This window comes from Rhizobium sp. SU303 (assembly GCF_021052345.1).
Taxonomy (GTDB): Bacteria; Pseudomonadota; Alphaproteobacteria; order Rhizobiales; family Rhizobiaceae; genus Rhizobium; species Rhizobium laguerreae.
In genome coordinates this window covers 535,802-552,348 of record NZ_CP088096.1, presented here as the reverse complement: position 1 = coordinate 552,348, position 16,547 = coordinate 535,802, and the positions used below count along the sequence as shown (strand labels likewise).

Genomic DNA, 16,547 nt, shown 5'->3' with positions numbered 1-16,547 from the left:
CTCGTCTCTCCCTAGTGGCTTGCTGCCGTCACGCGTTGCATGGCTTTGGTCGTTTCCGTCCAGGCCGGCTTATCGGGGGCGAAGCGCGCTCTCAGATAATCGGCGAGATCCTTGATCTGGCCGTCGTTCAGCGTCTGGCGGAAAGCCGGCATCGACATCACTTCAGGGGCTTGGCGGCCGGTGGTCTGCGCCAGGATTGCCGGCGCCTCGACACCCTTCAGGATTGCCTGGATGAGATTGTCCGGGGTCGCCGCATGAAGATTGCTGTTGAGCGCCAGCGACGACAGGATCGTGTTTCCAGTGTGGCATGTGGCGCAGGCGCCATTAAACAGCCGCTCGCCCTTCGGCGATATGCGCGCGGCGGAAGCCTTGGCCGCTTCGCTCGCGGCAAGGGCAGCCTGGCTCTGCACCTTGCTATCGGCCGGGGCCTCGTTGAGGCTTGCGAGATATGTGGCCATTGCGCGGATATCACTGTCCGGCAGCGGCTGCATGACCTCGACGACATGCGCCATCGGGCCGGCCGCACTGCCGTGATCGCGCGAATGTCCGGTGCGCAGATAGTCATAGAAGGCGTCTGCCGTCCAGCCGACCGGGCCGTTGGCGAACGCATTCAGGGCCGGCGCCTCCCAGCCATCGGCAAAGCCGCCGGAAAGCCGGGCGCTGCCGCTCTTTTCCGCGCCGAGCGCATTTCGGTCCGTGTGGCAGGCCGAACAGTGGCCCAAGGTCTCGACGAGATAGGCCCCCCTGTTCCACTGCGCATCGCGGGTCTCGACATATCTGAACGGCTGCGCCTTCAGGAACAGCGCGTTCCAGCCCGCCATCATCGCGCGGATGTTGTAGGGGAATTTGAGCTTCGTCTCAGGCGCCTTTTCGGCGACCGGCGCCTGCGTCATCATGTAGGCGTAGAGCGCCTGAAGATCGGCATCCTCGGCGCCGGCGAACGAGGTGTAGGGATGCGCGGGATAGAGGTGATGGCCGTCGCGGCTGATGCCCTCGCGCATGGCACGTTCGAAGGCCGGGTAGGACCAGGCGCCGATGCCGCTTTGGACATCGGGCGTGATGTTGGTGGCATAAACTGCGCCGAATGGCGTGTCGAAGCGCCGGCCACCGGCAAAGGGTGTTCCGTCGTTTCCGACATGGCAGGAATTGCAGGCGCCGGCCGCCGCCGCCAGCCGGCCGCGCTCGATGGTGGCGGCACTGTAGACATTGGCGTCCGGCTTCTGGATGGTGCCGATCGCCGGGCGCCATGGCGATGCCATGGTCACGATACCGGACAGAGCGGCGACGGCACCGATCGCCGACAGGCCGACGTTCCACCACCTCCGCTTTTTCGCAAGCGGGGTGGCCGGCGTTTCGTCCGTCTTGCCGTTCAGCGCGGCAAGGACCAGTTCCGGCGTCAGCGGCAGTTCGCGGAAACGAATGCCGGTGGCATCGTAGACGGCATTGGCGATGGCCGAGGCGCTGGGAACGGAGGCGGACTCTCCGACGCCGAGCGGCGGCTCGTCCTGGCGCGGCACCATCAGCACGTCGATATCAGGTACCTCGGGGAAGGTAATCAGCGGATAGCCGCCCCATTCCTTCGACTGCACCGCAGTCGAGGAAAATTCGACCTTTTCCTTCAGCACCCGGCTGGTGGACTGAATGATGTTGCCGTGGATCTGGTGGCGCACTCCGTCGGGATTGATCATCATTCCCGAGTCCTGCGCGCATGTCACCTTGGTAACCGCGATCTCGCCGGTCTTCTTGTTGACGGCGACATCGGCAACCCATGCAGCCCAGGCGGCGGCCTTGCCCGGAAACGGCCCGTGGACGTAGACGGCATAGGCAAATCCACGGCCGTAGAGCAGATCGCCTTCGCCGCCGAGCGTGCCCCACGTCGTATGCGGCACCCACTTCGCCCGTTCGGCAAGCGCGTGCACCAGGTCGACGGCGCGTGGGTCGTGGAGATAACGGAGCCGGTACTCGACCGGATCGACGCCGGCGGCGGCGGCCAGCTCGTCGACGTAGCATTCGTGGGCGAATGTATTCGGCATCGCCGACACGCCACGGAACCAGGAGGCGCGTGCGATCGGCGGCATGTCGTGCACGGTTACGCGCAGGTTGCCGTAGGCATAGGGTGGGATGGCGGTACGATCGCCCATCTGCACGACGTCGGAAACGGGCGGCAGCTTGCCGGTGAGGATCAGGGGAAGGGTTGGCGCCAGATTGGAGGGATAGCGCGTTTCGAAATCATAGGCGGACGGACCGCCCTCCAGGTCGAGACCGCCGCGCACATCCATGATCTGGGCGGCGCCCTTCGGCTCCCAGGCATGTTCCTGTTCGCGCGTCAGCTGGACCCGGACGGGTGCCTTGACGGCCCGCGACAGCAGCGCCGCGTCGGCTGTTACGTCATCGGCGCAGTTGCGGCCGTAACAGCCGGCCGCCTCCAGCCGCTCGACCCTAATCTGCTCTTCCGGCATGTCGAGCAGCAGCGCCAGATCGCGGCGCATGGGATAAGGGTTCTGGGTTCCCGACCAGACGGTCAGCCCGGCGTCATTGTAATCGGCCACCGCGCAGGACGGGCCGATCGAACCGTGCATCTGGTAAGGCCAGACATAGGTGCGGTTCATCGGCTGGGCGCTGCCGGCCAATGCCATGTCGACATTGCCGCGATCGGCAAGCTTGCGTGGCGTCGACGGATTGGCACGCAGCGCCTTCTCCGGCATGTTCAGATCCGGCCACTCGGGCGGCGCGCGCCACACGACCTTCAGGCTCCCGGACGCCTCGATGGCGATTTCCTCGCGGGTCGCGACAACACCGACGAAATCACCGATGGCGACGACGCCGACCAGCCCGTCGATATGCGCGACCGAGGTCTCGTCGATCGAGATCAGGCTGTTTCCGACATGCTCGCCGTGATCGAATCCGGCATATGGCGGGCGAATAACTCGGCCATGCAGCATGCCAGGCACGCGCACATCGTGGACATAGGTCCAGCGCCCGGTTGCCTTCTCGGGAATATCGACGCGCGGGCGCGACGAGCCAACCAGTTTATAGTCCGAAGCCGGCTTCAGCGCCGCATTGCTGTCGATCGACAGCCTGACATGGGTGCCGACGACAACATCGCCGAAGTTCAGCTGCCAGTTCTCGCCGCCGTCGGCACGGATAATGCCGTCCTCCAGCCGCAGCCGCTCAATCGGCACACCGACCTTCTCGGCGGCCTTGACGAGAAGATGTCGGCGGGCGGTCGCGGCGGCCTGGCGCAGCGGCACTGCGGTGATCTGGATGGTTTCGCTTGCGATGGTCGCCCCCTGATTGGGCGCGGCGGTCGTCGTGCCGAGAACCATGTCCACCTGTTCGAACGGCACGCTGAGCTCTTCGGCGACGATTTGCGCCAGCGAGGTGCGGATGCCTGTCCCGAGATCGACGTGGCCGTTGAACGCTGTCACCCGGCTATCGGCCCCTACGGCGATATAAAGCTCGGCGGCGTCGCCCATCGACGCGTCATTGACAATGAGAAGCGTGCTCGCGGCTGCCATGTAGGCGGACTTGGGTGCTTCGCGGTGGTTCATCGCGAAACCTCCGTCATGTCGTCGGCCATCGAGTCGACTGGCCGGCCGGCTTTGGTAAGGGTTACGGCGCGCCGCACAGCGGCCAGTATCTCAACATGCGTTCCGCACCGGCAGAGATGGTGCCGCAGAGCATCGCGAATATCGCTCTCGTCGGGATCCGTATTTCGCTGAAGCAGTCCAACCGTGGCGATGATCATGCCGTTGAGGCAATACCCGCATTGCGCCGCCGCCTCTTCGATGAAAGCCTGCTGTACCGGGTGCAGAAGCCCATCCACCGCCAGCCCCTCGAGCGTGATCACGCGTCGTTTGCCGATCGCGCCAAGCGGCACAGTACAAGACCGCACCGGACGGCCGTCAACCAGAACCGCGCAGGCGCCGCATTCGCCCAGGCCACAGCCATATTTCGGTCCATTCAGGCACAGGTCGTTACGCAAGATGTAAAGAAGCGGTGTTTCCGGTTTCGCGCTAACGCGCCAACGAGCGTCGTTGACATTCAGTGAAACGGAAACGGGAGGCTTCACGGGAACTCCTCCAGCATCACGCAAATAGCCAGGCATTTTGCTACTGGACGGATCGCTATACGGCGGGCGCCTTGGCGGCGCGTGCGCATCATAACGATGCGACTGTCACCGACATTACGCATCTACTGCCCCTCATTTTTATATAAATAGCGTATACGCTTCATATGGAACGCTGGCAAGTCGAATTTCGTTGTTGCAAACGTCGAAAAACGCGTTACGCTGGGGTATCCAACTAAACCAGCCGGCCACGAATGCTTCGTCTCGCTGTTGCATTTTAAAGTGTATACACTATAAGTAAGCCAATTCGCCTATCGCCAGAACGATACGTTGAAAACCGGAAAAAGGGGTCGCCATGTCCACGGGAAATGAAAAAATCGCGATCATCGGTGCCGGCCTCGGCGGCGCGGCAGCGGGGGCGCTGCTCCAGCATGCCGGCTTCAACGTCCAGATCTTTGAACAGGCCCCGAGCTTTTCCCGCCTCGGCGCCGGCATCCACATGGGACCGAATGTCCTGAAGATCTTCCAGCGCATCGGCATGGACCAGAAGCTGATCGATATCAGCAGCACGCCGGCCTATTGGTTCAGCCGGGATGGCCTGACGGGAGACTATCTCTCCCGCATCCCGCTCGAAGGTTATGGCGCGACCTATTGTACCGTCCATCGCGGCGATCTCTCTGCCTTGCAGATGGACACCATGACTCCCGGCACCGTCCAGTTCAACAAGCGATTGACCCGCCTCGAAGACAATGGCTCGGACGTCTACCTCGAATTCCAGGACGGCACCTCGGCGCGCGCCACGATTGTGATCGGTGCCGACGGCATCAATTCGCGCGTCCGCGAGACATTGCTGGGCGCCGAAAAGCCGCACTATAGCGGCTGGGTCGGTCATCGCGCGATGATCTCGGCGCAAAAGCTGAAGAAGTTCGACCTGACCTTCGAGGATTGCGTCAAGTGGTGGGGGCCGGATCGCCACATGATGGTCTATTACACGACCAGCCGCCGCGACGAATATTACTACGTGACCGGCGTCCCGCACCCCGCCTGGGAATTCGACGGCGCTTTCGTGCAGAGCAGCCGCGAAGAAATGTCGGAAGCCTTTGCCGGATACCATCCGGTCATCCAGGCGCTGATCGAAGCCACCGACGACGTCACCAAGTGGCCCCTGTTCAACCGTAACCCGCTACCGCTCTGGAGCCAGGGCCGCATGGTCCTGCTCGGCGATGCCTGCCACCCGATGAAGCCGCATATGGCTCAGGGTGCCGCCATGGCGATCGAGGATGCGGCCATGCTGGCGCGATGCCTGGAGGAAACCGGATCGCAGGATTACGCGACCGCCTTCCGCCTCTATGAGGCCAGCCGACGCGATCGCGCGACGCAGGTTCAGACCGTGTCCAACGCCAATACGTTCCTGCAGACGCAGGAAGATCCTTCATGGGTCTACGGCTACGACGTCTATGCCGAGCCTATCCTCGACAAGAGCGTCGCATGAGCGCGGCCCTTCTCTACGGCGCGAATGTCTCTGCCAACGGCATTCGCCAGCATTACCTCCGCTATGGCGGCAAGGGTCGGCCGGTCATCCTCATTCCCGGCATCACCAGCCCGGCGATCACCTGGGGCTTCGTTGCCGAACGCCTTGCTGAACGCCATGACGTCTACGTTCTCGATGTCCGGGGACGCGGCCTGTCCTCGACCGGTCCGGATCTCGACTACGGTCTCGATGCCATGGCCGCCGACGTCATCGGCTTTGCCCAGGCGCTTGGTGTTGGCGCTCCTGCGCTGCTTGGCCATTCGATGGGTGCGCGCATCGCCATGCGGGCGGCAAATACCGGCGGCGAGTTCTCCCGCCTCGCCCTTATCGATCCCCCCGTCTCCGGGCCGGGCCGCCGGCCCTATCCGAGCAAGCTGCCCTGGTATGTCGATAGCATTCGCCTCGCGCTGGCAGGCATCGATGCCGAGGGCATGAAGGCGTTTTGCCCGACATGGACTGAAAGCCAGCTGCAGTTGCGCGCCGAATGGCTGCACACCTGCTTCGAGCCTGCCATCGTCACCGCCTTCGAGGACTTCCACAAGGACGACATCTTCCCGGATTTCGCCACGCTGAAGCAGCCGTCGATCTTGATGGTCGCGGGACGTGGCGGCGTGATTGCGCCGGAAGATGAAGCGGAAATCCGTGGGCTCAACCCCGCTATCGAGATCAGCCGCGTCCCGAATGCCGGCCACATGATCCCTTGGGACGATCGCGACGGCTTCTTCGAGGCGCTTGGAGATTTCCTCTCCCGATAAACGCCAATGGCGGGTCTTTGGCCCGCCATTTCTATTGCCGCAGCGAGAGCGCCCAATGTGCGCCCGCTCACTCATCAAAGGAGCCGTCCGTGCAGAAACCCTATCGTATCGGCCAGATCGTGCCGAGTTCCAACACAACGATGGAGACGGAAATTCCGGCGATGCTGATGGCTCGCCAGCTGATCCGCCCGGAGCGCTTCACCTTCCATTCCAGCCGCATGCGCATGAAGAAGGTGGTCAAGGAAGAACTGGCCGCCATGGACGCCGAATCCGATCGGTGCGCCATCGAACTGTCCGATGCCCGCGTCGACGTGCTGGGATATGCCTGCCTCGTCGCCATCATGGCGATGGGCCTCGGCTACCATCGCCAGTCGGAAACGCGCCTGACCGGCCGCACGCAGGAAAACGACACGAACATCCCGGTCGTCACCAGCGCGGGCGCGCTGATCGAGGGCCTGAAGGTGATGAAGGCGAAGAAGATCGCCGTCGTCGCGCCCTATATGAAGCCGCTGACCGAACTCGTCGTGAACTATATTCGCGAGGAAGGCTTCGAAGTGATGGATTGGCGGGCGCTTGAAATTCCCGACAATCTGGATGTTGCCCGCCACGATCCGGAAAACCTGCCGGCCATCGTCCAGACGCTCGATCTTTCCGATGTCGATGTCATCGTGCTTTCGGCCTGCGTGCAGATGCCGTCGCTGCCCGTCATCGCCAAGGTCGAGGCCATGACCGGCAAACCGGTGCTCACCGCCGCCGTGGCGACCACCTATTGCATGCTGAAATCACTAGGATTGGAAGCCGTCGTGCCGGGTGCCGGTGCCCTTCTGTCCGGCGCTTATTGAACCTGAATTTGTCGTTTCCGGCCGCATTGCGGCGGAGGAAAACAAGGAGTGCCCCATGCAGAGTGCTGAAACCAACTATCAGGGCGTTTGGGGCAACCGCATCGGTTTCGGCCAGCGGCCAGCCCTTCTGGTGATCGACTTCCTGAAAGCCTATACGGTGGAAGGCGCGCCGCTCTATGCGCCGGGTGTCGTCGATGCCGTCGCACAAACACCGGCACTTCTGGTCGCCGCGCGCGCCGCAGGCATTCCCGTCATCCACACCCGCATTCTCTATCTCGCCGAGAACTGCGCCGATGGCGGCATGTGGGTGAAAAAGGCTCCGGTCATGATGGCCATGGTCGAGGGCAACGTGCTGGCCGAATTCTGCGACGGCGTCGAGCCGGAAAAGGGCGAGTTGGTCGTCGTCAAGCAATATGCCAGCGCCTTTTTCGGCACCAGTCTCGCCTCTCTACTTCACACGCAAGGTATCGATACCGTCGTTCTTGCCGGATGCTCGACAAGCGGCTGCATTCGCGCAAGTGCGGTGGATGCCGTCCAGCACGGGTTCCGGACCATCGTCGTGCGCGATTGCGTCGGCGACCGGCACCCCGATCCGCACAATGCCAACCTCTTCGATATCGACAGCAAGTATGGCGATGTCGTTTCGAGGGAGGATGCCATCGCCGAAATCGCCAAGATCAAGTCCGACTGTCCGTAACTTTGCAAAAACAGCCAAGCCTTCACGTAAGATAGGGGAACGAGCATGGATCAATTCAGCTTCACCGAAATCTGCCTGCATCAGTTGAAGATGTCGGGCGTCCACGAGGGCGAAAAACTCATCGTCCTGACCCAGGGCAACGAGCGCCTCGATTATGCCGACGCCTTCATGGCGGCGGGCATGCGTCTTGGGGCCAAGATGTATCACATGCGTTTGCCGCCGGTACCACCGGCGGGCGCATGGGCCGTCGGCCAGACAGGCCTCGCGGCAATGCCTGACGCGGTCGAGGCCCTGAAGGCCGCCGACATGCTGATCGATTGCATCTTCCTGCTCTTCAGCCCGGAACAGATGGCGATCCAGGCGGCCGGAACGCGCATCCTGACCGCCGTCGAACCGCCGGAAATTCTTGCCCGCATGTTGCCGACAAAGGAACTGCGCGAGCGCGTCGAATTTGCCGGAGAGCTGCTCTCCAAAGCGAAGGTGATGCGGATCACCTCGGACCATGGCACGGATGTCACCTACAAGCTCAACACCTATCCGGCCGTCACGGAATATGCGTGCACCGACGAGCCGGGCCGCTGGGATCATTGGCCATCCGGCTTTGTCTTCACCGGTGGCGACGATGACGGCGTCGACGGTACGATCGTCGTTGCTCCGGGCGATATTCTGCTACCGCAGAACATCTACGTGCGCGATCCGATCTACTACACCATTGAAAACGGTTGGATCGCCGACATTCGCGGCGGCCTCGACGCCGAGTTGGTCAAATCCTACATGGACGGTTTCAACGATCCGCGTGGCATGGGCATGAGCCATGTCGGCTGGGGTCTTAATCAAAACGCCAAGTGGCATCGCATGGTGCCCGGCGAATTTCCGGGCGGCATGGGCATGGAGGCCCGCTCGTTCTACGGCAATGTCATGTTCTCGACCGGTCCGAACAATGAACTGGGCGGCCCGAACGACACGGCCTGCCATCTCGATATCCCGATGCGTAATTGCTCGCTCTTTCTCGACGATGAGCCGATGGTCCTGAACGGCGATATCGCCGTCAAGGAAATGAAGCACCCCGTCAAATCCTGATCACAACCCAGCTGCTTGGCGTGAAAACACGCCAAGCAGCTCGAGCCTCGTACGCCTTGACCGGTGAAACATGCTGTGGTGTTTCCTGCATGGACGCACTAGACGCCGCAACCGATGGACCCGCTAACATGACTGTCAAAGACACCGAACGCCCACGTGAAGCCGCGGTGTCTGAAACCGCCTATGATGTTACCGAGCAGGTGGGTCACTTGCTGCGAAAAGCCTATCAGCGGCATCTCTCGATCTTCCAGGCCAACGCCAGTGACCCAGACCTGACATCCGTCCAGTTCGTCACGCTCTGCGCGCTACACGATCTCGGCCCGAGCTCTCAGGTCGAATTGGTGAAGGCCACCTCGGTCGATCAGGCGACCATCCGCGGGATCGTCGAGCGTCTGAAAGCACGTGGATTGATCGACCTGTCCAAAGACAAAGCCGACGCCCGCAAGGTCGTCATTTCTCTCCTGCCGAAGGGTGAGGCGCTGCTTCAGGACATGTATCCTCGCGCATATCTCATCAGCGAAAAAACCGTCTCTCCCCTCAATCCGGCGGAGAGAATTGCGCTGCTGTATCTTCTTCGTAAAATTGCGGACGATGAGACTGGAGATACGTCACGGTAATAGTTCAGCGCAGGGCCTATGCGGGCCCTGGTTTCGAAAGGAAGCGAGCCCACGCCCGCATGGGAAGCGTCATGATTCCCCTTCGTTCGCAGTTGAGAAGTCTTCGTCATTCCACCGGTCGGAGCTGACAGATTCGATCACCAGCGGTGTTTCGCTCTGCAGGGCGATACTCTCCCATCGGTCGGCGAATGGACCGCAAAATTCCTGATGGGACGCCTGCCCAAGGACGAACGCTATATCGACGGGGTTCGACGCATGGTTCCGCACTTCCCGGAAACAGCTATCCGGGAAGTGATTGCCAACGCACTCATCCACCAGGATTTCATGGCGACCGGCGTCGGTCCCGTGGTCGAGATCTATGATAACCGGATCGAGGTCAGCAATCCGGGTAATTCTCTGATCAGTACCGACCGGATCCTCGACGAACGACGCTCCCGAAACGAAAAACTGGCAGCGACTATGCGTTCATTCGGCCTCTGTGAGGAACGCGGTGGCGGGCTCGACACGACGCTGATCGAGATCGAAGCGGAGCATCTCCCGGCCCCCGATTTCATCTCGTCCGAAAACTCAATGCGTGTCGTGCTGTTCGCACCCAAGAGCTTTAACCAGATGTCGAAGGCGGAGAAAATGCGGGCGTGCTTCTTTCATTGTATTCTGCGCTGACTAACTCACGACTACATGAGTAACGCAACCCTAGGTTCTCGCTTCCGGCGGAAGAGTATCAGGCAGTATCCGCAATTATCGCGGAATCGATCAAACTCGGCCGCATCGCACCGGCAGACCCGGACGAGGGCAGGAGAAACGCGAGATACGTTCCTTACTGGGCCGTGTAAAGCAAGTGATCGCCTTGAACCAACCCGAACCGCCGCCACGCGACTCCGTTTGGAAAAGCCACAGGAGCTATTCACGATTTGCAGAATATGCGCGTGAAGCCACCACCGTGGGTGAAATCGTTAATCTGGCCACCTGAGGTGATCGAGACAAATCTTCGCTGCTAAAGCTCTCGCAAAGGAAGCTTATTGAAGCCAGCTGCAATCCGAGGCGACGGAGTCTACAGGGCGCATGTGGTACTGCTGACTCTCCCTATATCGGCGGCTCCGCTAATGCACTACGCTGAACGCACGGTACGGCTAGCATATAGGTCCTGGAGTTGTTGTTGTTTTAAGGCATCTTGTTTGGGTGCGACACCGAAGGCTCGCGAATATTCTCGACTGAACTGAGAAGCGCTCTCATATCCGACTTTGTAGGCGGCCTCGGCGACACTCGCAGCTTGGGTTGCCATGAGTCGGCGCGCCTCCAGTAGGCGAAGTTGTTTCTGAAACTGGAGAGGTGTCATAGCTGTCAGCGCCTTAAAATGTTGATGAAACGATGACGGACTCATCCGCGCAATTTCAGCCAGTTCTTCCACCCGAAGCGTTTCTGCAAAATTGGTATGCAGGACTGATACAGCTCTGACGACGCGCTCAATGTTCGACTCCGGCAAGGCCAGCTTGCAGATTTCGCCGCCATGCGGCCCGCTCAACAACCAGTAGCAGATCTCCCGGACGATCGAAGGTGCCAAAACAGGAATCGCTTTCGGTGTCGCCAGCAACCGAACGAGACGAAGGATGCAATCTTCCAAGGGCTGATCGACCTTCGCGACGAAGGCGCATGGACCTGATGCGTCCGACTGCAGAGGGAGCGCTTCTAATTGTTCGAGGAGTTCCCTTACGGCCGCCACATCAAAGTCAATCATCACACCAACGTATGGTGTCTCCTCACTCGCCTCGACGATCTGACCGGTTGCTGGTACTCCCACACTGACGACGAGGCACTCCATCGTTCCATAGCGCAGCAGCTTCTCTCCAAGCTGCAGCTCTTTGCCGCCCTCAACGACGACGCAAAGCGACGGCCGATAGATGTTGCGCATGGGCATCATCGACTGAAACGAGCGGACGATATTGAAGCCTTCTATGGCCGTCGGAAACAGGCCCTGCCCGCCACCTTGGTCTTCAATGTAGGCCGTTACGGCTGATAGCAACGGAGAATTCAAACGGGGCTCCGGCTGTTTCAGAGGCCACGGTAAGACGTGGGTCCTCGCCGGCATCATCGCCTCTCCTGCAGGAATAGGCAAGTTTCTTGAAGGTTCGGGCATTCTGGTCATTGGACACTCCATCTAGCTTAAGGGTGCAACCAAGCGAGGAGTGAACCTCAAGATGACAGAAATCGTCGCCCGGTCAATAGACCCCTTAGAGACACGAGCGCCGCCCATTGCGTCCAACAGGGAATACGTAACAGGCCTGCGGATGGCCGCCGTATGCATTGTGCTTTTGCTGATCAACGCGTTCTCCCAGATCGATCGAATATTGCCGTTCATCCTGGCGGAAAAGATCAAAGCGGATCTGGAACTGACCGACACGGAGATGGGCCTGCTCACCGGCCTTGCGTTTGCCGTCTGCTACGCACTCCTCTCATTGCCGCTCGCCCGAGCGGCAGATCGGGGGTCTCCCCGGCTCGTATTGGTGTCCTGCGTTCTGATCTGGAGTGTCATGACGACACTCGGCGGTTTTGCCGCCAGTTTCATGTTCCTCGCCCTCACACGTTTCGGCGTTGCGTTCGGGGAGGCTGGCGCAGTGCCGGCAGGTCACGCTCTCATCGTCCGCAAAATTGGCCCGGAGCGACGCGGTCTGGCAATCGGCCTGTTCGCAATGGGCATCCCGTTGGGCACCATGGTGGGCTTTGCCGCCGGCGGCGCGATCGCAGATGTTTTCGGCTGGCGCGTCGTTTTGATCGGTGCTGGAGCTATTGGAATTCTGATCGGGCTGGTGACCATCGTTGTTGCCGGCCCCACCCCTCCACTTCCGACAACCGCCTCTCGCAATGAACCCTTTCTGCAAACCAGCCTTGACCTTTTATCATCCCCGGCGTTCCGCTGGTTGTTCGCGGGCACTATTTTCCTGGGCTTCGCAGGCGCGCCTTTCTATGCCTTCTCCATACCGTTTCTGATCCGCACCCATGGTTTTACCGCGACCGAGGTCGGCGTTTCGTTCGGCATGTTGCAAGGGTTGATGGGCATTATCGGGACTTTGGGCGGCGGACGCTGGTTTGATTTCGCGGTTCGCTCAGGCACCGGCAAGGTGCTCGGCCCGCCGGCAATTCTGTTCTTGATCGCCAGCGTAACGACAACTGCGGCGCTGTTTGCACCGACCGGCTGGATGGCCATTGCACTCTTCGTGCCTGGAATGCTGTCATTTTCATTCATGTTGCCCTGGGGCTTCGGCGCCGCGCATCTGATCGCCGGTTCTGGACGTCAGGCGCAGGCGACCAGCCTCGTCATGATCGGAAGCGGCCTCCTCGGGCCTGCACTTGGCCCTCTGATCGTTGGCATTGTCAGCGATGCTGCCAGCGCAGCCAATATTTCAAACGGCCTCGGCCTTGGCTTGTTGATCGTGCCTTTGTCGACCATGCTAGCAGGCATCACTCTCCTCATCGCAAACCAACGGGTTGGCGCCTTCCTTCGCCAACCCTGACCGCAAACCGCCGTTGCCGGCTGAACACTCGAAACTTCTTAGGAGATATTCCAATGTCCAACACAGACAATTCCCGGCGCACGTTCCTCGCGCTGGCAGCGGCCGTGCCATCCGCCATCGCCATGAGCGGCATTGCATCGGCCCAATCGTCAGATACTGGCGCTATCGCTCAACCAAGTGACAAGCGTGGTGCGATCGTCACTGGCTCTTCCCGCGGCATTGGCGCCGCGACCGCACGACGCTTGGCGCGGGACGGGTATGCTGTGACGGTGAACTATCTGACGAACCGGGATCTTGCCGAAGCGGTCGTTCGTGACATCGAGGCGGCTGGCGGTCGTGCCATCGTTCGTCAGGGGGACGTTGCAGACCCGGCCGCGGTCAAGGCGCTATTCGACGCCAATGACGAGGCGTTCGGCGGCGTGGACGTGGTGGTCAACAATGCCGGCATCATGAATGTCGGTCCGTTCGCTGAAATGACCGACGCGGCCTTTGACCGGATGATGGCCACCAACGTCAAGGGAAGCTTCAATGTCCTGCGCGAAGCGTCGCGACGGGTCCGCGATGGTGGCCGGATCATCAGCCTGAGCTCAAGCATCATCAAAATGAGCCCTCCCGGAACGGCAGCTTATGCCGCAACCAAGGCGGCGCAGGAGATCTACTCAAACGTTCTCGCCAAGGAACTGGGCGGCCGTAACATCTCGGTCAATGCAATATCACCAGGCGCTGTCGATACCCAACTCCTGCGCCAGCACGGGGAGGAAGCGCTTCGCGGCATACCCGAAGCAACGCCGCTTCGTCGGCTGGGCCAGCCCGAAGATATCGCCAATGTCATAGGGCTCCTCTGCTCGCAGGACGGGGCGTGGATCGATGGCCAAAACGTCTTTGCAAACGGCGGTATCGCATGACGGATGACCGCTGCGGCGAACTTGCCTCGCAGCCAGCAGGATCGCACCCGAATATTCGCCGTGGATGCAGCGAACGCGTGAGGTCGCGGCAAGCCTATAACGCGATCGAATAGGCTCGGGCCCGGAACCGTCCCGGTCCGGATGCGCGAAAGGTCGCCTCACCCCATGGCGGCCTCCTGTCCGCCGAAGACGCGCGCCTGAACAATGCGTCTTCGGCGGGCGATCTTGTCCCACCAGAAACAGAAGGATTTGCTGATGTCACAGCCGTGGACACTTGACGATATGCCGTCTCAAAAGGGCCGGACAATCCTGATCACCGGCACCGGAGGTCTGGGCTTCGAAGACGCGCTTGCGCTGGCTCGATCCGGCGCCGACGTTATCATCGCAGGACGCAATCCGACGAAGGGTGCCGAGGCGATCCGTCGCATCAAGGAACAGGCGCCCCAAGCATCGGTCACTCTGGAGATTGTTGATCTCGGCAACCTCGCTTCGATCGAGGCGCTTGCGAAGAGGCTGAAAGAAACCCGCGACCACATCGATGTGCTCATCAACAACGCCGGCGTGATGACGCCGCCGACGCGTCAGACGACGAAGGATGGTTTCGAACTGCAATTCGGCACCAACTATCTCGGCCACTTTGCCCTGACGGGCCACCTGCTGCCGCTGCTCAAGCTTGGACAAGCCCCACGCGTCGTCACGCTTTCCAGCGTTGCTGTTAGAAGCGCAAGCGCCGCAATCAACTTCGACGATCTGCAATGGGAGCGGCACTATAAGCCGATGCTTGCCTACGGTCAGTCGAAGCTGGCTTGCTTGATGTTTGCTTTCGAATTGCAACGGCGAAGTGAAGAGGCAGGCTGGGGTGTCACCAGTATCGCTGCCCACCCAGGCGTGTCGCGCACCGATCTGCTTCACAATGCCCCTGGGCGCCACAGTGCTCAAGGCCTCCTCAGGACGTTCTTGTGGTTTTTATTCCAGCCCGTTGCACAGGGTGCGCTGCCGACGTTGTTTGCAGCCACATCCCCAGAGGCCCGAGGCGGCGGCTATTACGGTCCCGACAGGCTCAGCGAGACCCGTGGACATCCAACGGAAGCACAAATTCCGCGCCAGGCGATGGAAAAGCATGTGGCGCACAAGCTGTGGGAAATCTCGGAAAAACTCACGGGCATTTCGTTCAATGCCCAGGCTCCCACTCCAGAGCTCTCTGGCCCAGGCGCGACAACGATCGCGCGGGAGGGGTAAGAGATGGACCCGCTCGGAAATCTTGTCGACTGGATTGCGATATACGGCATATTCGGTCTCTTCGCGATCGGTTTGGCGGAGCGTTTCTTGCCTGCCCTGCCCTCCTATGGCGTTCTCGTCGCCATCGGTATCGCGGCCGACGACGAGGTCTGGTCGCTTCAAACTGCCGTCATCGGGACGACGGTCGGAAGTTCCATTGGAGCGCTCGGTCTCTACCTTCTCGTACGTGCAGTCGGCCAAAAGCGGTCTAAAGCGCTTCTTTACTCGGTGAGCGGATGGATGGGTATGTCGCGGCCGCGTATCAATTGGACATTGTCCTCCTGCGCGACCGGGAACAAGCGCTGACGATCCTGTCGCAACTCATTCCCACTGTGCGGCTGATCGCGCCGGTCGCGGCGGGGCTTTTGGGCACAAGTACGCTGCGGTTTGTCGCTGGCGTAGCAGTCGGCATAGTCTTGTGGAACGGCTTGTTCATCGCCGCAGGTTATCTCGCTGTTTTGGTCATTCCGGGTATCAATTCATCCGCGCTCGCACTGAAGATACTGATCCTGCTTGTTGTCGCAGAGGGACTTGTGGCCTTGGTATGGCGGCTTCAGCGACGATATGCGGTGCGCGTTAATCCGGGAGCCAGCGAGCGATGACGAACGGGACTGCTGATGCCTTTTTGTTTTTTCGGGCGTGGCTTTCCGCTCCCCTTCGCGTCGCCTCGGTTACGCCATCAGGACGCGCGTTGTCTTCACTCATGACGACCGAAATTTCTGCGGACACAGGCACAGTCATTGAGCTGGGTCCGGGAACAGGCGTTTTTACGGAAGCATCGCTGAATCGAGGTGTCGCTGAAGAAAATCTCGTGCTGGTCGAGTATGGTGCTGAGTTTGCCAACCAACTTAGCGATCGCTTCCCAACCGCAAAAACCGTCCAGATGGATGCTACACAGTTGCGCAAGTTGCCGCTTCATGCCTTTGCGCCTGTGGGTGCTGTCGTCAGCGGACTTCCTCTTCTATCGATGCCATTGCGCAAAGTGCATGCTATCCTGGAGGGGGCATTTTCGCATCTTCGCCCGGGTGGAGCATTCTACCAATTCACTTACGGGCCGAAATGCCCGATCGCCAGACCTTTGCTCGACCGTCTCGGCCTGAAGGCAACGTATGTCGGCTGCACCCTCGCCAATATTCCACCCGCCGCCGTCTATCGTATTAGCCGAAGACGACCGCGGAGGACATTCGAACCGGCGCATCAGGATCTAATGTTCGATGGCCAGAAAGCTCCATCCTAGCGAGCAGCAGCTCCACCTGCATTGCTA

At 60.6% G+C, this 16,547-nt stretch carries 16 protein-coding genes; 13 read left to right on the top strand and 3 right to left on the bottom strand.

Going from position 1 to position 16,547, the window contains the following annotated elements:
- Positions 1-11: 11 nt before the first annotated feature.
- Both RlegSU303_RS27220 and RlegSU303_RS27215 read right to left on the bottom strand, forming a co-directional pair.
- The gene (locus RlegSU303_RS27220) at positions 12-3,551 is read right to left on the bottom strand and encodes a molybdopterin cofactor-binding domain-containing protein (protein WP_131719936.1); all 3,540 of its coding nucleotides are present in this window, start codon (positions 3,549-3,551) and stop codon (positions 12-14) included.
- Positions 3,548-4,072 (bottom strand): (2Fe-2S)-binding protein, encoded by a 525-nt coding sequence (locus tag RlegSU303_RS27215; protein ID WP_131622149.1) that lies wholly within the window; start codon positions 4,070-4,072, stop codon positions 3,548-3,550. The genes RlegSU303_RS27220 and RlegSU303_RS27215 overlap by 4 nt, the downstream gene beginning before the upstream one ends.
- A gap of 352 nt (positions 4,073-4,424) precedes the next feature.
- Here RlegSU303_RS27215 and RlegSU303_RS27210 point away from each other — a divergent pair, with 352 nt between their 5' ends.
- The 7 genes from RlegSU303_RS27210 to RlegSU303_RS27180 all read left to right on the top strand — a co-directional run bounded on the left by RlegSU303_RS27210 (position 4,425) and on the right by RlegSU303_RS27180 (position 10,254).
- Complete coding sequence (locus RlegSU303_RS27210) at positions 4,425-5,561, top strand: FAD-dependent monooxygenase (protein ID WP_131622147.1); 1,137 nt, start codon at positions 4,425-4,427, stop codon at positions 5,559-5,561.
- Entirely contained in the window at positions 5,558-6,355 is a 798-nt protein-coding gene (locus RlegSU303_RS27205; protein ID WP_131622145.1) for an alpha/beta fold hydrolase, read from the top strand. Before RlegSU303_RS27210 ends, RlegSU303_RS27205 begins: the two co-directional genes overlap by 4 nt.
- A gap of 89 nt (positions 6,356-6,444) precedes the next feature.
- On the top strand, positions 6,445-7,197 hold the full coding sequence (locus RlegSU303_RS27200; protein ID WP_131622143.1) for a maleate cis-trans isomerase family protein: 753 nt from the start codon (positions 6,445-6,447) through the stop codon (positions 7,195-7,197).
- A 55-nt stretch (positions 7,198-7,252) separates the two neighbouring features.
- Positions 7,253-7,894 (top strand): N-carbamoylsarcosine amidohydrolase, encoded by a 642-nt coding sequence (locus RlegSU303_RS27195; RefSeq protein WP_131622141.1) that lies wholly within the window; start codon positions 7,253-7,255, stop codon positions 7,892-7,894.
- Positions 7,895-7,939: 45 nt separating this feature from the next.
- On the top strand, positions 7,940-8,974 hold the full coding sequence (locus RlegSU303_RS27190; protein WP_131719937.1) for a leucyl aminopeptidase: 1,035 nt from the start codon (positions 7,940-7,942) through the stop codon (positions 8,972-8,974).
- Positions 8,975-9,102: 128 nt separating this feature from the next.
- Positions 9,103-9,591 carry a MarR family winged helix-turn-helix transcriptional regulator gene (locus RlegSU303_RS27185; protein ID WP_131622137.1) on the top strand — a complete coding sequence of 163 codons (489 nt, stop codon included), beginning with the start codon at positions 9,103-9,105 and terminating at the stop codon, positions 9,589-9,591.
- Between the two features lie 207 nt (positions 9,592-9,798).
- Positions 9,799-10,254: an ATP-binding protein gene (locus RlegSU303_RS27180; RefSeq protein ID WP_231283866.1), complete on the top strand. Its 456-nt coding sequence runs from the start codon at positions 9,799-9,801 to the stop codon at positions 10,252-10,254.
- Positions 10,255-10,699: 445 nt separating this feature from the next.
- Here the strand turns inward: RlegSU303_RS27180 and RlegSU303_RS27175 are convergent, their stop codons facing one another.
- Positions 10,700-11,623: an AraC family transcriptional regulator gene (locus tag RlegSU303_RS27175; RefSeq protein WP_131622232.1), complete on the bottom strand. Its 924-nt coding sequence runs from the start codon at positions 11,621-11,623 to the stop codon at positions 10,700-10,702.
- 163 nt (positions 11,624-11,786) lie between these two features.
- On the opposite strand from RlegSU303_RS27175, the gene RlegSU303_RS27170 reads away from it, so the two are divergent.
- The 6 genes from RlegSU303_RS27170 to RlegSU303_RS27145 all read left to right on the top strand — a co-directional run bounded on the left by RlegSU303_RS27170 (position 11,787) and on the right by RlegSU303_RS27145 (position 16,520).
- The gene (locus RlegSU303_RS27170) at positions 11,787-13,100 is read left to right on the top strand and encodes an MFS transporter (protein ID WP_131622135.1); all 1,314 of its coding nucleotides are present in this window, start codon (positions 11,787-11,789) and stop codon (positions 13,098-13,100) included.
- Positions 13,101-13,153: 53 nt separating this feature from the next.
- Complete coding sequence (locus tag RlegSU303_RS27165) at positions 13,154-14,005, top strand: SDR family oxidoreductase (RefSeq protein ID WP_131622133.1); 852 nt, start codon at positions 13,154-13,156, stop codon at positions 14,003-14,005.
- Between the two features lie 282 nt (positions 14,006-14,287).
- Positions 14,288-15,244, top strand: coding sequence for an SDR family oxidoreductase (locus tag RlegSU303_RS27160; protein ID WP_231283902.1), 957 nt, complete (start codon positions 14,288-14,290; stop codon positions 15,242-15,244).
- 3 nt (positions 15,245-15,247) lie between these two features.
- Positions 15,248-15,589 (top strand): DedA family protein, encoded by a 342-nt coding sequence (locus RlegSU303_RS27155; protein ID WP_231283865.1) that lies wholly within the window; start codon positions 15,248-15,250, stop codon positions 15,587-15,589.
- On the top strand, positions 15,520-15,885 hold the full coding sequence (locus RlegSU303_RS27150) for a DedA family protein (protein ID WP_231283864.1): 366 nt from the start codon (positions 15,520-15,522) through the stop codon (positions 15,883-15,885). Before RlegSU303_RS27155 ends, RlegSU303_RS27150 begins: the two co-directional genes overlap by 70 nt.
- Positions 15,882-16,520 (top strand): class I SAM-dependent methyltransferase, encoded by a 639-nt coding sequence (locus RlegSU303_RS27145; RefSeq protein WP_131622131.1) that lies wholly within the window; start codon positions 15,882-15,884, stop codon positions 16,518-16,520. Before RlegSU303_RS27150 ends, RlegSU303_RS27145 begins: the two co-directional genes overlap by 4 nt.
- The last annotated feature ends 27 nt before the right edge of the window (positions 16,521-16,547 follow it).

Excerpts from the sequence above, each read along its gene's own strand:
- RlegSU303_RS27220 (WP_131719936.1), bottom strand. The coding sequence starts at position 3,551 with ATGAACCACCGCGAAGCACCCAAGTCCGCCTACATGGCAGCCGCGAGC.
- RlegSU303_RS27210 (WP_131622147.1), top strand. The coding sequence starts at position 4,425 with ATGTCCACGGGAAATGAAAAAATCGCGATCATCGGTGCCGGCCTCGGC.
- RlegSU303_RS27205 (WP_131622145.1), top strand. The coding sequence starts at position 5,558 with ATGAGCGCGGCCCTTCTCTACGGCGCGAATGTCTCTGCCAACGGCATT.
- RlegSU303_RS27195 (WP_131622141.1), top strand. The coding sequence starts at position 7,253 with ATGCAGAGTGCTGAAACCAACTATCAGGGCGTTTGGGGCAACCGCATC.
- RlegSU303_RS27190 (WP_131719937.1), top strand. The coding sequence starts at position 7,940 with ATGGATCAATTCAGCTTCACCGAAATCTGCCTGCATCAGTTGAAGATG.
- RlegSU303_RS27185 (WP_131622137.1), top strand. The coding sequence starts at position 9,103 with ATGACTGTCAAAGACACCGAACGCCCACGTGAAGCCGCGGTGTCTGAA.
- RlegSU303_RS27180 (WP_231283866.1), top strand. The coding sequence starts at position 9,799 with ATGGGACGCCTGCCCAAGGACGAACGCTATATCGACGGGGTTCGACGC.
- RlegSU303_RS27170 (WP_131622135.1), top strand. The coding sequence starts at position 11,787 with ATGACAGAAATCGTCGCCCGGTCAATAGACCCCTTAGAGACACGAGCG.
- RlegSU303_RS27165 (WP_131622133.1), top strand. The coding sequence starts at position 13,154 with ATGTCCAACACAGACAATTCCCGGCGCACGTTCCTCGCGCTGGCAGCG.
- RlegSU303_RS27160 (WP_231283902.1), top strand. The coding sequence starts at position 14,288 with ATGCCGTCTCAAAAGGGCCGGACAATCCTGATCACCGGCACCGGAGGT.
- RlegSU303_RS27155 (WP_231283865.1), top strand. The coding sequence starts at position 15,248 with ATGGACCCGCTCGGAAATCTTGTCGACTGGATTGCGATATACGGCATA.
- RlegSU303_RS27150 (WP_231283864.1), top strand. The coding sequence starts at position 15,520 with ATGGATGGGTATGTCGCGGCCGCGTATCAATTGGACATTGTCCTCCTG.
- RlegSU303_RS27145 (WP_131622131.1), top strand. The coding sequence starts at position 15,882 with ATGACGAACGGGACTGCTGATGCCTTTTTGTTTTTTCGGGCGTGGCTT.